General features: G+C 63.2%; 12 protein-coding genes. 2 read left to right on the top strand and 10 right to left on the bottom strand.

The features are described from left to right. Positions 1-219 precede the first annotated feature (219 nt). Positions 220-2,283: a TonB-dependent siderophore receptor gene (locus ACZYGA_RS06460; RefSeq protein WP_479398648.1), complete on the top strand. Its 2,064-nt coding sequence runs from the start codon at positions 220-222 to the stop codon at positions 2,281-2,283. 136 nt (positions 2,284-2,419) lie between these two features. Here the strand turns inward: ACZYGA_RS06460 and ACZYGA_RS06465 are convergent, their stop codons facing one another. The 10 genes from ACZYGA_RS06465 to gloB all read right to left on the bottom strand — a co-directional run bounded on the left by ACZYGA_RS06465 (position 2,420) and on the right by gloB (position 16,817). Further along, positions 2,420-3,607 (bottom strand): DUF1513 domain-containing protein, encoded by a 1,188-nt coding sequence (locus tag ACZYGA_RS06465; RefSeq protein ID WP_404625387.1) that lies wholly within the window; start codon positions 3,605-3,607, stop codon positions 2,420-2,422. Positions 3,608-3,623: 16 nt separating this feature from the next. Beyond that, on the bottom strand, positions 3,624-4,781 hold the full coding sequence (locus ACZYGA_RS06470) for an imelysin family protein (protein ID WP_479398649.1): 1,158 nt from the start codon (positions 4,779-4,781) through the stop codon (positions 3,624-3,626). 86 nt (positions 4,782-4,867) lie between these two features. Further along, entirely contained in the window at positions 4,868-6,340 is a 1,473-nt protein-coding gene (locus ACZYGA_RS06475) for a di-heme oxidoreductase family protein (RefSeq protein ID WP_479398651.1), read from the bottom strand. 206 nt (positions 6,341-6,546) lie between these two features. Continuing rightward, complete coding sequence (locus ACZYGA_RS06480) at positions 6,547-7,857, bottom strand: imelysin family protein (protein WP_404625392.1); 1,311 nt, start codon at positions 7,855-7,857, stop codon at positions 6,547-6,549. A 286-nt stretch (positions 7,858-8,143) separates the two neighbouring features. Continuing rightward, positions 8,144-9,787 (bottom strand): ABC transporter ATP-binding protein, encoded by a 1,644-nt coding sequence (locus ACZYGA_RS06485; protein ID WP_417285952.1) that lies wholly within the window; start codon positions 9,785-9,787, stop codon positions 8,144-8,146. 8 nt (positions 9,788-9,795) lie between these two features. Further along, positions 9,796-10,905 (bottom strand): ABC transporter permease, encoded by a 1,110-nt coding sequence (locus tag ACZYGA_RS06490; protein ID WP_417285933.1) that lies wholly within the window; start codon positions 10,903-10,905, stop codon positions 9,796-9,798. A 1-nt stretch (position 10,906) separates the two neighbouring features. Continuing rightward, the gene (locus ACZYGA_RS06495) at positions 10,907-11,995 is read right to left on the bottom strand and encodes a microcin C ABC transporter permease YejB (RefSeq protein WP_084208776.1); all 1,089 of its coding nucleotides are present in this window, start codon (positions 11,993-11,995) and stop codon (positions 10,907-10,909) included. 170 nt (positions 11,996-12,165) lie between these two features. Continuing rightward, positions 12,166-14,061, bottom strand: coding sequence for an extracellular solute-binding protein (locus ACZYGA_RS06500; protein ID WP_479398652.1), 1,896 nt, complete (start codon positions 14,059-14,061; stop codon positions 12,166-12,168). A 371-nt stretch (positions 14,062-14,432) separates the two neighbouring features. Next, on the bottom strand, positions 14,433-15,851 hold the full coding sequence (locus tag ACZYGA_RS06505) for a LysM peptidoglycan-binding domain-containing protein (protein WP_404625398.1): 1,419 nt from the start codon (positions 15,849-15,851) through the stop codon (positions 14,433-14,435). A gap of 177 nt (positions 15,852-16,028) precedes the next feature. Next, positions 16,029-16,817, bottom strand: coding sequence for a hydroxyacylglutathione hydrolase (gene gloB / locus ACZYGA_RS06510; RefSeq protein ID WP_404625400.1), 789 nt, complete (start codon positions 16,815-16,817; stop codon positions 16,029-16,031). 420 nt (positions 16,818-17,237) lie between these two features. Between gloB and ACZYGA_RS06515 the strand changes: the two genes are divergently transcribed. Then, positions 17,238-18,083, top strand: coding sequence for a methyltransferase domain-containing protein (locus tag ACZYGA_RS06515; protein ID WP_404625401.1), 846 nt, complete (start codon positions 17,238-17,240; stop codon positions 18,081-18,083). Positions 18,084-18,233: the final 150 nt, after the last annotated feature.

Consider the following 18,233-nt stretch of genomic DNA (forward strand, 5'->3'; position numbering starts at 1 on the left):
GCAGCGTGAATCGCCCCTCGGGGTACTGCAGTCGGTCAGACGCGCCATTCTCGGGATTGCATGCTGGTGCATGCAGAACGGTGTGTCACCACGGTTCACATTAGATGAATACGAATCATCCTGATTCCATTCCGTATTCGCCATGAGCGTGCCAGTGAGAGACGCCACGAGACGGAAGGGGAGATTGACCACACAACGATCGTTGCAAGGGAACACGACATGTCCAGACATCCAACATCACGGCAGACACCTGTCCGGCCGGCACTCGCCTCTCTAACGCATGCCATTCGGCTCTGTATCGCGGCGGGACTCCTGTCACAGTCGGCCAGCGCGCTGGCCGCCGAGACCGATGACACCATGGTCGTGGTCGGCACGGCACTGAAAGTCGATGCGCCGCTGGTGGAGACGCCGCGTCCGGTCTCGACGGTCAATCGCGAAGAGCTCGACACGCGCAACGTCCAGCAGCTCGATGAAACCTTCCGTTACCGTGCCGGCGTCCTGTCTGGCCATTATGGGTCCGACAACAATACCGACTGGTTCAAGGTGCGTGGCTTTGATCAATCCACCTATCAGGATGGCCTGCGCATCTACCGTGAAGGCTTCTATCAGTGGTTGCCGGAGACCTGGGGCCTGGAGCGGGTCGATCTGTTCAAGGGGCCTTCCTCCATCCTCTATGGTGAGGCGCCTCCCGGCGGGTTGATCAACGCCATCAGCAAGCGCCCCACCGATGAGCCGCAGAGCGAGATTCAGATTCAGGTCGGCAATCGCGGTCTGCGCCAGACGGGGCTTGATACCAGTGGGTATCTGAGCGAGTACGGGGATGTGCGCTATCGTCTGGTCGGGCTGTACCGCGAACGTGATGGGGATCTGGATCATACCGAGAACGAGCGCTACTACTTCGCGCCGAGTCTGACCTGGGACATCTCTGAGGCAACCCAGCTGACGCTGCTCGCCAGCCTCCAGAAGGATGATGGCGTCCCCACCAATGCCTTCAAGCTGGCCTATGGCACCCATGATGATACGCCGTTCGGCAAGGTGGACCCGCAGACCAACTACAGCGAACCGGGGTATGACAAGGATGAGCGTACCCAGACCTCCCTGGGCTATGAGCTGCGCCACCAGCTGAACGACACCTGGGCGCTGGAGCAGGATTTCCGCTATAGCCAGCTGGATCTCGACCTGATCAGCAGCTACATCCTCTATCAGTCCTCGGCGCGCGAGGGACAGCGGGGGCTGCTGTACCGCGAGGGCACCATCGACAGCTATACCGTCGACAATCGGGCCATCGGCAAGTGGTATGGCGAGCGCACCGAGAACACCTTGCTGCTGGGCGTGGATTATCAGAATCTGAGCCTGTCGGGCAAGGAAGCGGATGACTATGCCTTCGGCGATCCGATCGATCTGTTTGACCCGCAATACGGCAATTACACCGCCTTGAGCGATGACCAGATCACGCGGCGCGATATCGACAAGGAGCAGATCGGCCTCTACGTGCAGGATCAGCTGCGCATCGATGACAAGTGGGTGCTGCTGGCGGGCGTGCGCTACGACCAGGCCGAGACCGAGAACGTCAATCAGACGACGGGGTCACGTGAGCGCTCCGATGATGACGAGATCAGCTGGTCGGGCGGGGTGATGTACCTGAGTGACTTCGGCCTCAACCCCTATCTGAGCTATACCGAATCCTTCGAGCCGATCAGCGCGACCGATGATCGCGGTTCGCTCTATGAGCCTCGCGAAGGACGCCAGTGGGAACTGGGCGCCAAGTATCAGCCCGCCGGCTGGGATGGCTACGTGACGGCGGCTGTCTTTGACCTCACCGAAGACAATACGCTGGTCACGACCGGCGGAATCCAGGTGCAGGAGGGCGAGCGTCAGTCGCGTGGCTTCGAGCTGGAAATGGTCGGTTATCTGACGGACCATCTCAAGCTGACCTCGGCGTATACCTATACCGATGCACGCCTGGAAGACGATGTGCGTGCCCCGCTGATACCGCGCCACCAGGCCTCCAGCTGGCTGGATTACGCCTTCGAGCGTGGTGCCCTGGAGGGGCTGCGTCTTGGGGCGGGTGCCCGTTATGTCGGCGAATCGGTAGATGGCGATGCCACCGTGTCCGACTATCTGCTGTTCGATGCGATGGTCGGGTATGACTTCACCCGCGAGCTGAGCGCTCAGGTCAATGTCAGCAACCTCACCGACAAGGAATATGTCGCCAGCTGCAGCTACTGGTGCTACTACGGGGAATCCCGCAGCATCATTGGCAGTCTGAGCTATCGCTTCTGATTCCTTGCGCCTTTGTATCATGTCCTTTTGAACGACAACGCCCCGCAGGCATCCGCCTGCGGGGCGTTGTCGTTTCCTGCCGCGTGCCACACTCTCGCCCGCGACCTGGAGCACGGGTCATCCCGTGATGCGCCGTCTACATCAACGCCAGATGGTTGTCCCAGTGGGTATTGGCCAGGCGCACCGGCCCCAGCGCCGGCAGCCCGTCCTCATCGATCAGCAGCCATTCTCCGCGACCATTGCTGACCACGAACCCCGCGGGAGTCTCCTGAGTGGCCGGTACTGCCAGCGCCCCCGCACAGTCGGCGAAGTCCAGTGTCGTCTCAAGCTCGCCGGTCTCGAGGTTCCACAGCGTGATCAGGTTGCCCCGGGGGGCAGTGGCCACCGCCAGGTGGCCCTCGGGGGCGATGGCGATGCTCGCGATGTACTGCTTGAACTGAGGGACGTATTCCGGCGGTAGCGGCAATTCCTGCAAGGTCTCGCTGGCGGGGCGCTTCATCACCACTAGGGGGTGATGGTCCGAGGCAGGTCCCTGATACTGATACCCCGCGACGATGGTGCCATCGCGGCTGACATCCAGATGACGCAATGACAGCTGATGATGCGATGGCTCGCCTTGCCAGTGAATCTCGCCCGAGACGCGATCCAGCAACGTCAGATTGGACTGCATCGACTCCAGATTGAGCTTCACGCGACCGGTCTCCGGGCGCGTGAGAATTCCGCCATTGGCGATGATCAGCTGCCGACCGTCCGGATGCAGACGGATCTCATGCGGGCCGATCCCGCCACTGGCGAACTCGCCAAGTCGCGCGAAGTCGCGATGCATGTCGTAGATCCCGATACGGCCTTCCCCGGAGGTGATGGCGTTCTCGGTGGTGTAGAGCAGACCGCCATCCGGGCTGAACACGCCATGTCCATAGAAGTGGCGGTCCGGCGCGGCTTCGATGCGCGTGATCCGCTCACCGGTCTCGAGATCGAAGACATTGATTTCGGTGCCGGGGCGCCGGGCGAAAATCAGCGCCCAGGGCTTGTGAGGATGGCGGGTGGCGCCATGGGCGCGTTCCTTGATGGGCTGACGCCAGCGTTCCTGTCCCTGGTAACTGGTACAGCTGGCAAAGTGCTGCCCCGTGTCATCGTCACAGGCCGAGATGGCCACCCCGGCTGGCACATGGCCTCGAGCACTGGCGGCATTGTTGCCACCGGCCAGTGCCGCGCCGCCGGGTAACCCCAGCAGCGGGGTGCAGGCCAATGCCTTGAGCAGTCGCCGGCGCTGACGTGCCTCCGTTGGATGGGTATCCAGCATGCCATGTCCTGTCTTGCTCACGTGCTTCACTCCCGAATCAATCGCCATCGGTACTGTTGAAGCCCAGAGACAGGCCGAGTGCCGGGTTGAGCGTGTCAGCGAAGCCTGCCTGCAGGGTCTCGAGGTGGATCATGGCCTGCTGCAGATCGCCATTGCGCGGGTCGTCGCGCAACATGCCAGCAAGATCCGCCGGCAGGGCGGCGAAGGCGTCACGCGCATCGGCAAAGTCTCCGGTGGTGGAGGCCACCATGCGCGGGTCGACCTGCTGATTCAGGTAGCCCTGAATGCCTGCGACCTCGTCATTGCCGAGCCAGAGCGTCTCCATCATCGCAAGCGTCGCCCCGATGTTGGCAAGCCCCATACCGCCACGCCAGGACTCTGCCGCGTAGGGGTTGGCCGTGCCGCCGTTGTCGAGCCCGATCGGGCGGCGCAGCTTGCGGTCCTTGATGGCCTCAAGCTGCACGGTCATCGCGCGTACCAGGGAAAGCACGGCGTCACGTGGATCGCTGAAGGCGCCAGTGCCATCGGCCAGTTGTGGCGCGAACTGCTGCCACTCTTCGAGCAACGTCTTGCCGGTGCTGGCGGCGTAGGCGGTGTTGGCCGTCATCAGCTCACACCGCCGCGTGTTGGCGGTGAGGGGCGAGTCGGCATAGCGGGCATCGAACAGTTGATATTCCACACTGCCCAGCCCCTGCATGACGATGGATTGCTGCGCCAGGCCATCGGCCGTGATCGGGGCATCGCCAGCGAGCAGGGCGCGTGTCTTGCCTGACACCAGATCCTTCTTGTCTGGCCAGAAATACAGCTGCCATTGGCGAGAATTCTGCAGGATAGGCCCCATCTCGACCCAGTTGACCTGATTCAGACCCAGCATGGCGCTGCGCCAATCCTCCTTGAGCGTCTCGAGCGTCACGTCACCCTTGGCGGAGCAGAACGCCTGGCTGTGCTGCGAGAGTTGCGCCAGGCGGTTGGCGAGCTGCTGGTGGGCTTCGCTCAAAGTGTCAGCGGCAAACTGGCTGACGGCGTCCGCGCTGGTGGTGTTGGCGCTAGAAGAGTCCGATGCCGCCAGTGTGCTCGTCGACAGCAGTGCGGTGCCCAGCAGGGTCATGGCGGAGGTCATCAGCGGCAGGGGCGAGGGCTTGCGCGTGAAAGGTTTCATCGGGATGGCAGCAGAGGTGAAGGTGTCACGGGACATGTCGCGGGATTCCTTGTCAGAACGGCACGCCAGGCGAAAGTCGGGGGCGTGCCAGAGTCGGCTGGCGGGTAGAGGCTGAGAAGAGATCAGAGCGATTCCAGGAAGCGCAGCAGCGCCTGCCGCTGGTCAGTCGGCAACGCCACGACCTTGTCTCGACTGGCCCTGGCTTCCCCGCTATGCCAGAGCACGGCTTCAAGCAGGGTGCGGGCGCGTCCATCATGCAGGAAGCCCGTCGCGGGATTGACCGTCTGCGCCAGGCCGATCCCCCAGAGTGGCGGTGTGCGCCACTCATTGCCGGTTGCCTCGAATTCGCGGCGATCATCTGACAGGCCATCGCCCATGTCATGCAGCAGCATGTCGCTGTAGGGCCAGATCGTCTGGTCAGCCAGTTGGGCGGCCACACCACCGGACGCGGTCGTCAGGCGTGGTCGGTGGCAGCTGGCGCATTCAAGCTCCCGGAACAGTTGCTCGCCTTCGCGCACCGTCGGGTCGTCGAGGTCACGTCGTGTCGGCACGGCGAGATTGCGCGAATAGAACGCCACATTGTCCATGACGTTGTCTTCCACCTCGATGGTGCCCCCGTTGGGCAGGTCTGCGCATTTCTGGACCGGCGTGCAATCGGTGGAGCTGACCAGATTCGATGTCAGGCCCATGTCGCCGGCGAACGCCTTGGCGCTTTGCTGGCGAACGTCGGGTTGGCCGGCCTTCCAGCCAAAACGCCCCATGACCTCGTGCTGCTCGGTCAGTGACCAGACGGTATTGGCGCGACCGCTGATGCCATCGCCATCCGCATCCTGCGGGTCGGCCCACTCGAGCAAGGTCTCCTCGCTGACCGCCTCGAGCAGCCCGAGGCCTACCATGCCCGGGGCAAGGCGCGGTGAGAGTGCAATGGGGCCAGGGTCGCCGAAGCCAGCCTCGACCAGGGAATAGCGCGGTTTGCGCAGCAGAACGACCTCTCCATCCGCCAACGGGACGGGCATCTCTTCATGGACGACCTGCATGCGGCCTTCGCGCTCGATACCGGGCACCGCGGCATTCTGCAGCTGAGTGCCATAGACGGGGTGCGGCATCACTCCAGCGATGCGGCGGAATTCACGCTCCTCATCGCTCCAGCTGTCCTCGTGGCTGTCCGGCATGCCCAGGCGCAGGAAGAGGCCCACCGAGGGGTCGCTCTCGGCCGGCAGACTGCCGCGTCCATCCTTGACGTGGCAGTTCTGGCAGGCATTGGTGTTGAACAGCGGGCCAAGGCCATCGCGAGCGGTGGTGCTGGCGGGCGCGATCACCCATGGGCTCTTGAAGAAGCTGTTGCCGACGCTGAAGGACAGACGTTGATCGAAGCTCAGGTTCTTGGCCGGCAGGGAATAGGCATTGGTATCGTGCTTGCGCACGCTGCCCTCGCCACCACTCTTCGCGGTGTCCTGCAGTGGCAATGCGGCCAGATAGGCGCTGACGGTCAGCGGTGTCTGGGCGGCCTGTGCCACGCCCTGGGGCAGGGCGGTCAGTGCGATGGCAAGCGACAACGCGTGAAGGATCGGGTGTTTCGGGATGACGTGTGGCATTGATGTAGGTCCTGGCTTGCGCGGTCAGGCTGCGAGTCCATCAATGGCCTTCGGGCAAGGCACTCTGAAGAATTAGCAGGCGCGCATAAAATGCTGGCACGAAAGCATCAACGCCCGAACCTGTACGAGACAGGTTCGGGCGAGGGGGCTGCGCGGCCATGGGCGGTTTCATCACCGCCCATGGCCTGGCAATCTCGGGTGAGTGCCTAGAATTCGTGATCCGCGGTATCGGCCTTCATTCCGCTGATGCCGACGTCGTTGGCAATCTCTTCGATCAGGCGCGTCTGCGCGACCAGGTCTTCGATGCTGGCATTGATGATCTCGGCACCCTCGGCATTGCCCGGGGCGATCATCTGATCAAACTTCATGCCGTCTTCGGCGTCTGCCGTATCCACCATCACCTGCAGCTGGCCCATGGTGGTGTCCAGCGCCTCGTGCATCTTCTCGGCCAGCTCCGGGTCATTCTGGGCGACGAGTGCGTGCAATGACGGGCCTTCGAAGGTACGGCCATCCAGCGTCACGTACGTGCCTTCATAGACGTTCTGGATGCCCTTGGCATTGTAGAAGTGCGAGTAGTGGGTGTTGTCGGAGAAGCAGTCGTGCTCGTCCTCGAAGGAATTGGCTTCCAGCGCGACCTTCATGCGCTCACCGGCCAGCTCGCCCAGTGACAGGGAGCCCATGCCGAACAGCATCTTCTCGAGGCCTTCACCGGCCGGCAGGGAGGTCAGCTCGGCGCGATAGTTGCCCTTGTCGCCCTGTGCCCACTGGCCGACCATGTATTCCAGGTCATTGATCAGCAGGTCGTTGGCCGCCAGCAGGTAGGCGCCACGGCGGTCACAGTTGCCGCCGGTGCAGTCCTCTCCCTTGGCATAGTCCGACGCCGGACGCTCGCCTGCGCCAGACTCGAAGCCATGCATGTCCTGGCCCCAGAGCAGGAATTCGATGGCGTGGTAGCCGCTGGCCACGTTGGCCTCGAATCCGCCCAGCTCGTTCAGGGAGGCCAGCAGCTCCGGGGTGATCTCGGTAGTGTCGATCTTGTCGGCACCGATCTGCACGCTGTCGTTGGCGATGATGTTGGCGCTGGCGCCCGGGTTGCCCAGTTCCGCCTGATAGCCGTCGCCTTCGACGTAGTCGATCAGGCCTTCATCCAGCGGCCAGGCATTCAGCTGACCTTCCCAGTCATCGACGATGGCATTGCCGAAGCGGAAGACTTCACTCTGCTGGTACGCCACGCGCGCCTGTTTCCAGGCAGTGCGAGCCGCGGCAAGCGTCGCCTCGGACGGAGCTTCGATCAGCGCGGCGTTGGCGGCGCGCAGGGCATTGGCGCTGGCCAAGGCATCGCTGTAGGTGGCATGGGCCACGTTGGCGTACTGGTCAACGACGGCTTCAGCGCTCACCTTGCGATCATCGTGTGCATGGCCTTCATGCGCCTGGGCGGTAGAGCCGATCAGTGCCACGGAGAGCGCGATGGCGGCAGCCAGCGGCTTGCGAGCGATAGGACGGAAATGTGCGGACATGAGGTTCCCTTGAACAGTCTTTTATTATGCAGATCGCGTGACGCGATGTCGTGAAGGCTCGACGCGACGGTGACAGGTGTCATGTCGTGCGCGGTGTCGCGTGGCCCACCTCTGACGGAATCATATTGAGAACCTTTATTATTTGCAATCGTCCAGAGTCAGTCAGGCAACTCAGCAGTGCGTTCCGTGCAATGCAGGATGCCTGTCTTCTCGAGACTCGCCACATGAGGGACGAGGCCTCCGCTGCCTTGGTGGCGGGCGCGCCCTTGAGTGGCAAGCGGACCTGTCACGTCAGTCCTGCCGCCTGGATCAGGGCCCGCGTGTAGTCCTCCCTCGGATTGCCCAGTACCTCGGCAGTCGTTCCGCTCTCCACCAGCTTGCCTTCGCGCAACACCATCACGCGGTGGGCCAGAGCCCTCACCACGGCCAGATCATGACTGATGAACAGGTAGCTGAGGCCATGACGCTCCTGCAGGTCGCGCAGCAGGGCGATGAGTTGCTTCTGGACACTGCGATCCAGCGCCGAGGTGGGTTCATCCAGTACCAGCAGGTGAGGTTCGAGAATCAGGGCGCGGGCCAGCGAGATGCGTTGGCGTTGGCCGCCGGAGAACTCGTGAGGGTAGCGGTCGGCGCACTCGGCAGGCAGCTCGACCTCGCGCATGACCTGCGTCACGCGCTGGCGTACCTCGTCCTCTGAGAGCTCAGGCTGATGAAAGCGCAGGCCTTCACTGATGATGTCCGTGACGGGCATGCGCGGCGAGAGCGAGCCATAGGGGTCCTGGAAGACGATCTGCATCTGGCGTCGCTTGTGACGCAGGGCGTTGCGATCCAGCGTATCGATACGGGCATTCTCCAGACGAATCTCACCGCGTGCGGCCTGCAGCTTCAACAGCGCCAGGGCGAGGGTGGTCTTGCCGGAGCCCGACTCGCCCACGACCCCGAGGGTCTCCCCGCGCGCGAGGGTCAGATCCAGCGGCTGAAGCGCGATGAAATCCGCTGGACGTTTCTGGAACAGCTTGCGAGGACGCGAGAAGCGCACCTCCAGATCACGTGCTTTCAGAACGGGCGTGCCCGCATCCTCAGGGTCGAGTGGCGCGGCCACCCCTTCAGGCTCGGCGGCCAGCAGTTCGCGGGTATACGGGTGGCTGGGAGAATCGAAGACCTCTGACACCGGCCCTTGCTCGATGCATTCGCCTTCCCGCATCACGATGACGCGGTCTGCATGGCGGCGGACCAGATTGAGGTCATGGCTGATCAGGATCATGGCCATGCCCTGGTCTCGCCGCAGTCTGTCGAGCAGAGCGAGGATGTCCTGCTGCACCGTGACGTCCAGCGCCGTGGTGGGCTCGTCGGCGATCATCAAAGGCGGCTGATTGGCCATCGCCATGGCGATCATCACGCGTTGGCGCTGACCGCCAGAGAGCTGATGCGGCCAGGCCTCGAGGAGTTCTTCCGGGCGAGGCAGCTGAACCTGCTTGAGCAGCTCGATCACTCGCTGGCGTGCCGCATGGCCACGCAGGCCCTGATGCAGCCGCAGGCTCTCGCTGATCTGGTCGCCGACTCGGGCCAGGGGGTTTAGGGATGTCATCGGTTCCTGGAACACGAAGCCGATCCGGTTGCCGCGCACGCGTTGCCATTGGCGGCTCGTCAGGGCTGACAGATCCAGCCTCTCTCCCTCGAGCGTGGTGAACTCCCGCGTGCCGGTGACATGGGCATGCCCCGGCAGCAGGCCGAGACTTGCCAGCAGGCTTACTGACTTGCCCGAGCCGGATTCGCCGACGATGGCCAGACATTCGCCGCGCTTCACGTCCAGCGACAGATGCCTGACGACAGGTGTCTTGCCAAAGCGGATGCAGAGATCGTCCAGCCGCAGCACGCAGTGATCCCGGGAGCGCGGCTCGGCGTTGGCCGCTGTCGTGGCTTCATGCATTGACTGACTCATGCGTCCTGCTCCCGGGCACTGATATGACGTGGGTCGAAGGCATCGCGCAGCCCTTCACCGATGAAGACCAGCAGGGTCAGCATGATGCCGAGACTGAGAAATGCCGTCATGCCAAGCCAGGGGGCCTGGAGATTGTTCTTGCCCTGCGCGACCAGTTCGCCCAGCGACGGGGAGCCTGCCGGCAACCCGAAGCCCAGGAAGTCCAGCGCGGTCAGGGTCGTGATGGCGCCCGTGAACAGGAAGGGGATGAAGGTCAGGGTGGCGACCATCGCATTGGGCAGTACATGACGCCACATGATGAGACGTGAGGGCAGGCCCATGGCGCGGGCCGCGCGCACATACTCCAGATTTCGCGCACGCAGGAATTCGGCGCGCACGATATCGACGATCCCCAGCCACGAGAACAGCAGCATGATGCCGGTCAGCCACCAGAGATTGGGTTCCACGATGCTGGCCAGGATGATCAACAGGAACAGCACCGGCAGTCCAGACCAGATCTCGATCAAGCGCTGCCCGATCAGATCGACCTTGCCGCCGAAATAGCCCTGAACACCACCGATCAGCACGCCCAGCACGATGGAACCGGCGGTCAGCACCAGAGCGAAGAGGACCGACAGGCGGAAGCCGTAGATCACCCGCGCCAGCACGTCCCGTCCCTGGTCATCCGTGCCCAGCCAATGACGGGCATTGGGAGCCGAAGGCGCGGGCGACCCCAGGTTGAGATCCAGGGTGTCATAGGAATACGGGATCAGGGTGTTGAGCATGAAGCCCTGCGCCGCGATGGCGTCGATCACATAGGGATCGCGATAATCCGTGGCGGTCGGCAGGAAGCCGCCGAAGGTCGTTTCCGGATACTCCTTGAGCATCGGCAGGTAGAGCTCGTCCTGATAGGAGACCAGCAGTGGGCGGTCATTGGCGATCAGTTCCGCCCCGAGCGACAGAATGAACAGCATGCCGAAGATCAGCAGTGACCACCAGGCGCGCCGGTTGTCACGAAACGCCGTGATACGCCGCCGCGTGATGGGCGACAGGCGCGAGCGGTGCGGGCGTTCCGGCACGTCCTGGACGACGTTGGTCTCCCCTTGAAGGGGTGTGTCGTGACGCATCTCAAGCCTCCCGGGTCGCGAAGTCGATGCGCGGGTCGATCCACACATACATCAGGTCTGATACCAGTTTCAGGATCAGGCCAATCAGGGTGTAAAGGTACAGGGTGCCGAAGATCAGCGGATAGTCGCGCTGCAGTACCGCCTCGAAGCCCAGCAGGCCCAGGCCATCGAGAGAGAAGATGACCTCGATCAGCAGCGAGCCGGTGAAGAATATGCCGACCAGCGCCGCCGGCAGCCCCGCGATGATGATCAGCATGGCGTTGCGGAAGACATGTCCGTAGAGAATGCGGTTCTCGCTGGCCCCCTTGGCGCGTGCCGTCAGCACGTACTGCTTGTGGATCTCATCCAGGAAGCTGTTCTTGGTCAGCATCGTCAGGGTGGCGAAGCTGCCGATGGCGGAGGCCAGCACGGGAAGGGCGATGTGATGGAAATAATCGAGGACCTTGCCAAGCGTCGAGAGCTCCTCGAAATCCGGGGAGGTCAGCCCCCTGAGCGGGAACCAGTCGAGATAGCTGCCGCCGGCGAACACCACGATCAACAGGATCGCGAACAGGAAGCCCGGAATCGCGTAGCCGACGATGACGACACCCGAGGTCCAGACATCGAAGCGTGAGCCATGCACCAGTGCCTTGCGAATGCCCAGTGGTATCGACACCAGATAGACCAGCAGCGTCGTCCACAGGCCCAAGGAAATCGAGACGGGGAGTCGCTCCAGCATCAGGTCGATCACCGGGCGGTCGCGGAAGAAGCTGTCGCCGAAATCGAACTGCGCGTAGTCGACCACCATGTCGCGGAAGCGCTCCCAGGCGGGCTTGTCGAAGCCGAATTGCTGCTCCAGCTCGGCGATCAGGGCCGGGTCGACTCCCGAGGCTCCGCGGTAGGTGGAACTGGTGCCGGAGCCGCTGGTGACGCCATCGCCACCCCCACTGTTCAGCCGTGTGCTGGCCCCGGCGCTGAGGCCGTCAAGACGCGACATCAGCTGCTCGATGGGCCCGCCGGGAGCCGCCTGGACGATCAGGAAATTCAGCAACAGGATTCCAAGCAGTGTCGGAATCATCAACAGGACTCGGCGCAGAATATAGGCACCCAAGAGCAATCTCCCTGCGTGTCATGCGGCCGCCCTGTGCGGGGCGGTCCGGATGGCATCGTGTTCATTCATGGTTGAGCAATCGCCGGGGCGAGCCTTGCAGACGCCCCATGTCGGTCGTGCTGGCCAATGCCGAGGGATGCGCGGCAGTTGGCCATCTTCACGCGAGTGTTTCAGTCGTCTGACTCGTCATCAGCCTCAGCCCCGGGGACGATCCACCAGCTGTCCAGGCTCAGCAGATACTCCGGGAACGGCTGCGGATAGCCGAACTTGTCCCACAGCGCGATGCGAGTCGCCGCGAGATGCCACTGCGGCACGACATGGAATCCCCAGCGCAGCACGCGATCCAGTGCTCGTGTGGCGCTCAGCAGATCTTCGCGGGTCTGGGCCTGGATCAGGGCATCGGTGAGTGCATCGATGACCGGACTCTTCAGGCCGATCAGGTTGCGCGAGCCGGCGACATCGGCGTAGTCACTCGTCCAGTACTCGCGCTGTTCGCTGCCGGGACTGTTGGACTGGGGGTAACCGCCGACCACGACATCGAAATCGAAGCTTCGCCGACGATTGATGTACTGGTTGACGTCGACGGTGCGGATACGCGCCTGGATGCCGATGCGTGCCAGATTGCGAATCCACGGCTGGATGACCCGTTCGAACTGGGTGTCGTAGTTGAGGACTTCCAGTGTCAGCGGCTTGCCCGTCTCGTGATTGACCAGCTGGCCATCCGCGACGCGATAGCCAGCGTCCCGAAGCAGGTTGAGTGCCTTGCGCAGCCGCGGGCGCAGTTCCGTGGGCTCATCGATGGGCAGCGGGTCGCGGAAGACGGCGGCGGGCAACTGGTCCTTGAACGGCTCAAGCAGGGCCAGTTCCCGTCCTTCAGGCAGGCCATTCGCGGCCATGTCCGAATTCTCGAAATAGCTGTGGGTCTGCTGGTAGGCGCCGTAGAAGAGATTGCGGTTGACCCAGTCGAAATCGAAGACTAGTGCCAGGGCTTCGCGTACCCGCGGGTCCTGGAAGCGCGCGCGGCGTTCATTGAGCACGAAGCCCTGCATGCCGGCAGGATTGCTGTCTGGCACCTCCAGCTTCTTCAGACGCCCGTCTCTGAGCGCAGGCGTGTCATAGGCCGTCGCCCAGTTCTTGGCGCTGCTCTCCACATGCAGGTCAATGCTGCCGGCCTTGAAGGCCTCCAGCGACACGCTCTGGTCGCGGTAATAGTCATAGACCAGTGTCTGGATGTTATGGCGTCCCTTGTTGACGGGTAGGTCCTTGCCCCAGTAATCCGCGACACGCTCATAGCGTACCTGGCGTCCGGCATCCAGCGAGGCCATGCGGTAAGGCCCTGAGCCAAGCGGGAGTTCCAGCGTGGCGCGGGTGAAATCACGTGTCTTCCAGTAATGCTCGGGCAGGACCGGCAGCTGACCGATGATCAAGGGCAGCTCGCGGGCGGCGTCGGGAGCCATGTCGAAGCGAACGGTATCGGTGTCGATCAGGCTGACGCGAGTGACATCGTGGTAGTAGCTCTTGAAGAAGGGCAGGCCATCCTTCATCAGCAGACGATAGGTGAAGACGACATCCTCGGCGGTGACGGGTTCCCCATCATGAAAGCGTGCGCGGGGATCGATATCGAACTCGATGGCACTGCGGTCTTCTGCCAGTCGGATCCCGCTGGCCAGCAGGCCATATTCAGTGAAGGGTTCATCGGCAGACTGGGTGAGCAGGGTGTCATAGATCAACCCGCCGAAATAATTGAGCCCTGCCACCGAGTTGCCCTTGAGGATGAAGGGGTTGGTGGAGTCGAAGCTGCCGATGGCGGCGCGAGTCATACGTCCGCCGATGGGGGCGTCAGGATTCACGTAGGGGAAGTGAGTGAAGCCTGCCGGATGTGCCGGTTCGCCATAGATGGCCAGTCCGTGCACGGTCGGCACGTCCAGGGGGGCCACGGGAGTCTTCTGATCAGTGGTCCGCGATGAGGATGCATGCGCCGGTACAATGGCGGAGAGAATCAGAGCCCCGAGGCACAGTGCACGAAGTAGGCGTGCATGCCGAGGGATAAGAGAAGCAGCCTGCATCAAAGGACATCCTTGAATGGGGGATCATGGCGCGAAGGGCCAGGTGACAATGTCGGGTGGCACTGGTGGACACAAGGCAGGCAGGTCAACTCACTGCCACGGGGTCCGCAAGCATCGACCCCGCCAAGAGTATCGAAGTTCCCCGTTATCGACCATTGTTCGACCACGATGAGGGCGACTGACTGGTGTCAGTGCCGGCGTTTCAGTGTCTGTTGTTGCCTCGTGGTGCCGGTCACCGAGTGCCGGCCACCGAGTGCTGGAGGAGTCCAGGCTGACAGGTGCCTGATATCAAGACGCCCCCGCCATGGAGCATGGCGGGGGCGTCTTGATGTTGCGTACGTGCTGCGCAGGAGCTGCGCAGGCGATGGCGCTCAGTTGGCGCTGTAGAGCGTCAGCATCTGGCCCGGACGCAGATAATCGGCGGAAGAGAGCTTGTTCCAACGCGCGATCTGGCGGGTGGTGACATTGTGACGTGCCGCAATCACCGACAGCGAATCGCCACGCTTGACGCGCACCTTCTTGAGGCCGTTGGCTTCTGCGAGTTGCGCCGCTGCCACGCCGCGAGTGGCGTCAGGCACCAACAGAGGCTGACCGACCCGGATGGTGTTGCCGCTCAGGCGATTCTTTTGCTTGAGCTCCGCCAGTGTCAGTCCACTGCGACTGGCGATGACCGATAGGCTGTCGCCACGCTGGACACGGTACTCCGCCCAGCTTTCGCGGGTCTCTTGCGGCAGGGTCTCAAGCTTGCTGAGGAAGGTGTCACGTGCCGTGGCCGGAATCACCAGCGAGCTGTCTCCCGGGCTTGTCGCCCACCGCTTGTACGCGGGATTCAGGGTGCGCAGCTCGCTTTCGCTGATGCCAGCCAGTCTGGCGGCAACGGAAAGGTCAAGCTGGCCCCGGGTATCGACGGCGGCGATTTCCGGGGTGTCCGGAATCGCCGGCAGATTCAGACCGTACTCTTCGGGTTCACGGATCACCGCAGCCAGCGCCAGCAGCTTGGGCACGTACTCCATGGTCTCGCTGGGCAGCTTGATGTTCCAGTAATCCTCATCCCCTGAGCCGGCACGTCGGCGCGCGCGGTTCACGGTGCCGGCGCCGGCGTTGTAGGCGGCCAGCGCAAGCTCCCAGTCTCCGTCGTACCAGCGCTCGCCCTGGGACTGCAGATAATCCAGTGCGGCATCGGTGGCCATCAGGACGTCCTTGCGGCCGTCGTACCAGCGGTTGCGGGTCAGGCCCATGGCATCGCCGGTCTGGGGCATGAACTGCCACATGCCGGTGGCGCCGCCGGGGTGGGCGGCATCCGGATCATAGGCACTCTCGATGAAAGGCAGCAGGGCAAGTTCGGCCGGAAGGCCGCGCGCCTCGGTGCGACGCGTCACGTAACGCAGCCAGGGGCGAGCCTGTTCGGCGATACGCTCCACGTGCTCCGGGTGCTCTTCATACCAGTCGATCCATTTGCGTACTCGAGGGCGTCCGGTGTCCTGCTGCAGCTGATAGCCGGCACGCAGGCGCTCCCACACATCATCGTAGCGCGCGGGCACCGCATCGATGGCTTGCATGAAATTCAGAGGAGCGCTCTGATGCACGCTGGTGGGTGTCAGGTCGTCGAGCGCCCGAGAGCTTGCATTGGCAGGAGTCGCCATCAGCGGCAGGCACAGGCCGGCTCCGAGGGAGGCGAGGCGAATCAGGTAACGCAGACGTTCAGCAGTCAGTGGCAGGCGGGCCGGCGTGTCGGCGGCAGATGTCTTGATGACAGAGGTGTCGTCGGTACGGAGGTCTTGCTGATGCATTGACGGAGTACTCTTTGGCGAGCCAGCGTGGGATGGGCACGACACGGGCTCAGCATGCCGGACATTCCGGCGCAAACTGTGACTGCGGGGGCTGATCGGGATCACGAGAACCCGACCCGCTGTCACGCGAGACGCCTGCCCATCTTCAGGTCGTGGGCAGGCGCGCGGTCAGCGGGTCTAGAAGCTGTCCTTCCACTGGCGCAGTGCCGTGAAGGCTGCCAGTGACGTGAGAGGCTCGTCCTCTGAGGCAGTGAGGCGCCCTTGCTGGAGCAAGCGTTGTTGCAAGGTGGAGTCATCGCTGCGCAGGAAGGGGTTGATCTGTCTTTCACGCGCGATGCGACTCGGGAGGGTCGGGCGGCCGGTCTCGCGGGCGCGCTTACACTCGGCGATCACCTGATCGCGTTGCGTGTTGTCAGGCTCCGCCGCGCGGGAAAATGCCAGGTTGGCCAGGGTGTACTCGTGAGCCGGGAAGACGAGGGTGTCTTCCGGGAGTGATGCCAGGCGCGTGAGTGACTGGTGCATCTGCTCTGGTGTGCCTTCAAACAGACGGCCACAGCCCGCGCTGAAGAGGGTGTCCCCGCAGAACAGCAACCCCGGCATGCCGGCACTCACGAACGCGATGTGGTCCAGTGTGTGGCCGGGCACTTCCAGGACATCGAACAAGCGTCCCTGCACGCGCACGCTGTCACCATCGGCGACACGCACATCGATCCCCTCGATGGCCGGGTTGTGCGGGCCGACCACGCGAGGGCGGTAGCGCTTGATCAGCTCGGGGAGGCCGCCGGTGTGATCCTGATGGTGGTGAGTGATTAGAATCGTGTCCAGAGTCAGGCCGCGGGTTTCCAGGACCTCGATCACCGGCGTGGCATCACCCGGATCGACGACGGCAACCGTGTCGCTGTCGTCGCTCTGGATCAGCCAGATATAGTTGTCCTGAAAGGCCGCTATGGGCGCAACGCTCATCATGGTGGTCAGGTACTCTTGTCGTGTCGGTATCCCATTGCGTGACGGGGGAGGCTGCCGGTGACGTGACCGAATGAAAGAACTTGGCAGTTCCGTCCCGCTGGCGATTGGCGCAAGCCTTCGCCAGGCATATGGTGGATACGATGTCTTCAAGTGATGTCGAGGCCATTGCTCACGGAGGTTTTGGCGTGGCATCGACGATGCGATTTCTCATCGGACAGCCCGGGGCGTTCATCGCCGCTCTTTTCCGGGGTGTCTGGCGTTGACAGCGCGCAAGCGGCTGACGTATCGCCATGCAAAGGCGTAGAGCCTGCCGAGCAAGCGGGTAAGTGTCAAACCTCTTGTGGTGTGAGAATGTAGAAGTATGTGACATCTTGCTTGCGCGTGGGGCGCTCCCCCATGAAAGAGACGGGAGATGCAGGGATGTGGAAAAGTCGTTCACGCGGGGCGGATTCCGCTGCGCAACTCACCCCGGAAGCGCGTCGGCGACAGCACGCGCGGCTGCTGGGCGCCCACGTGCGAGCGATGCGCGCCTTTCTTGAAGGGGCGGACGGCAAGGACATTCTCATCGCCGAGCGCGAGATGTTGACGCCGCTGTTCGAGCGTTGCTTCGGCTTCCACAGTCTGTGTCTGGGGCCGGGAGACAATAACCTGCTCTCCTTGTCTCCCATCCGGCATGCCATCCATTGGGCGCCGGAGCCCGCCCTGGCCCAGTCGCCATCGACCCTCATCTGCCCGCTCACTCAGCTGGCCCTGCCAGATGAAAGCATGGACATGGTGATGATCCATCATCTGCTGGAGGTCGCGCCGGAGCCCCATCGCCTCTTGCGCGAAGCGGCGCGTGTCCTGCGCTCCAGCGGTTGTCTGATCATCGTCGCCTGGCAGCCGATGTCCGGGGAGGGTCTGCTGCGCCTCGACCCCCGGCGGCGGCACATCACTCCCTGGGAAGGCAGCTGGCGCACTCCGGCGGCACTCAGGGACTGGTTGGCCTTCGTGGACTTCGAGATCGAGCGTATCGACTACGCGGGATTTCACCTGCCTGGCTTGCGCCTGCGCCATGGTTGGCTCGAGCGGATGGGACGCCGTTACAACCTGCCTCTGGGAAGCCTGATGCTGATACGGGCCCGTCGCAATGTCGGGTACGTGCAGCCTCTGAATGCCAAGCGCTCACGCGTGGCGATTCCCGGTGTCGCCATCGGGCAGGTGACCCGCCTGCATTCGCGCGACAATCATGACTCCCGTTCGTCGGATGACTCGGGCAAGGTGTGAGCCGTGCAGGCCATGTCGCCACGCCGTCCGTGTCGCCGGATGGGCTGACATGGACTGTAAGGACACACAGGTCGCTTTGCCGCTATCCGGCATGAGCGGTTAGAATGTCGCCCTGGCAGCAAGTCCGCGTCGAAGTGACGTCGCGTCGTG

The sequence above is a fragment of the Cobetia sp. BL01 genome (assembly GCF_056493605.1).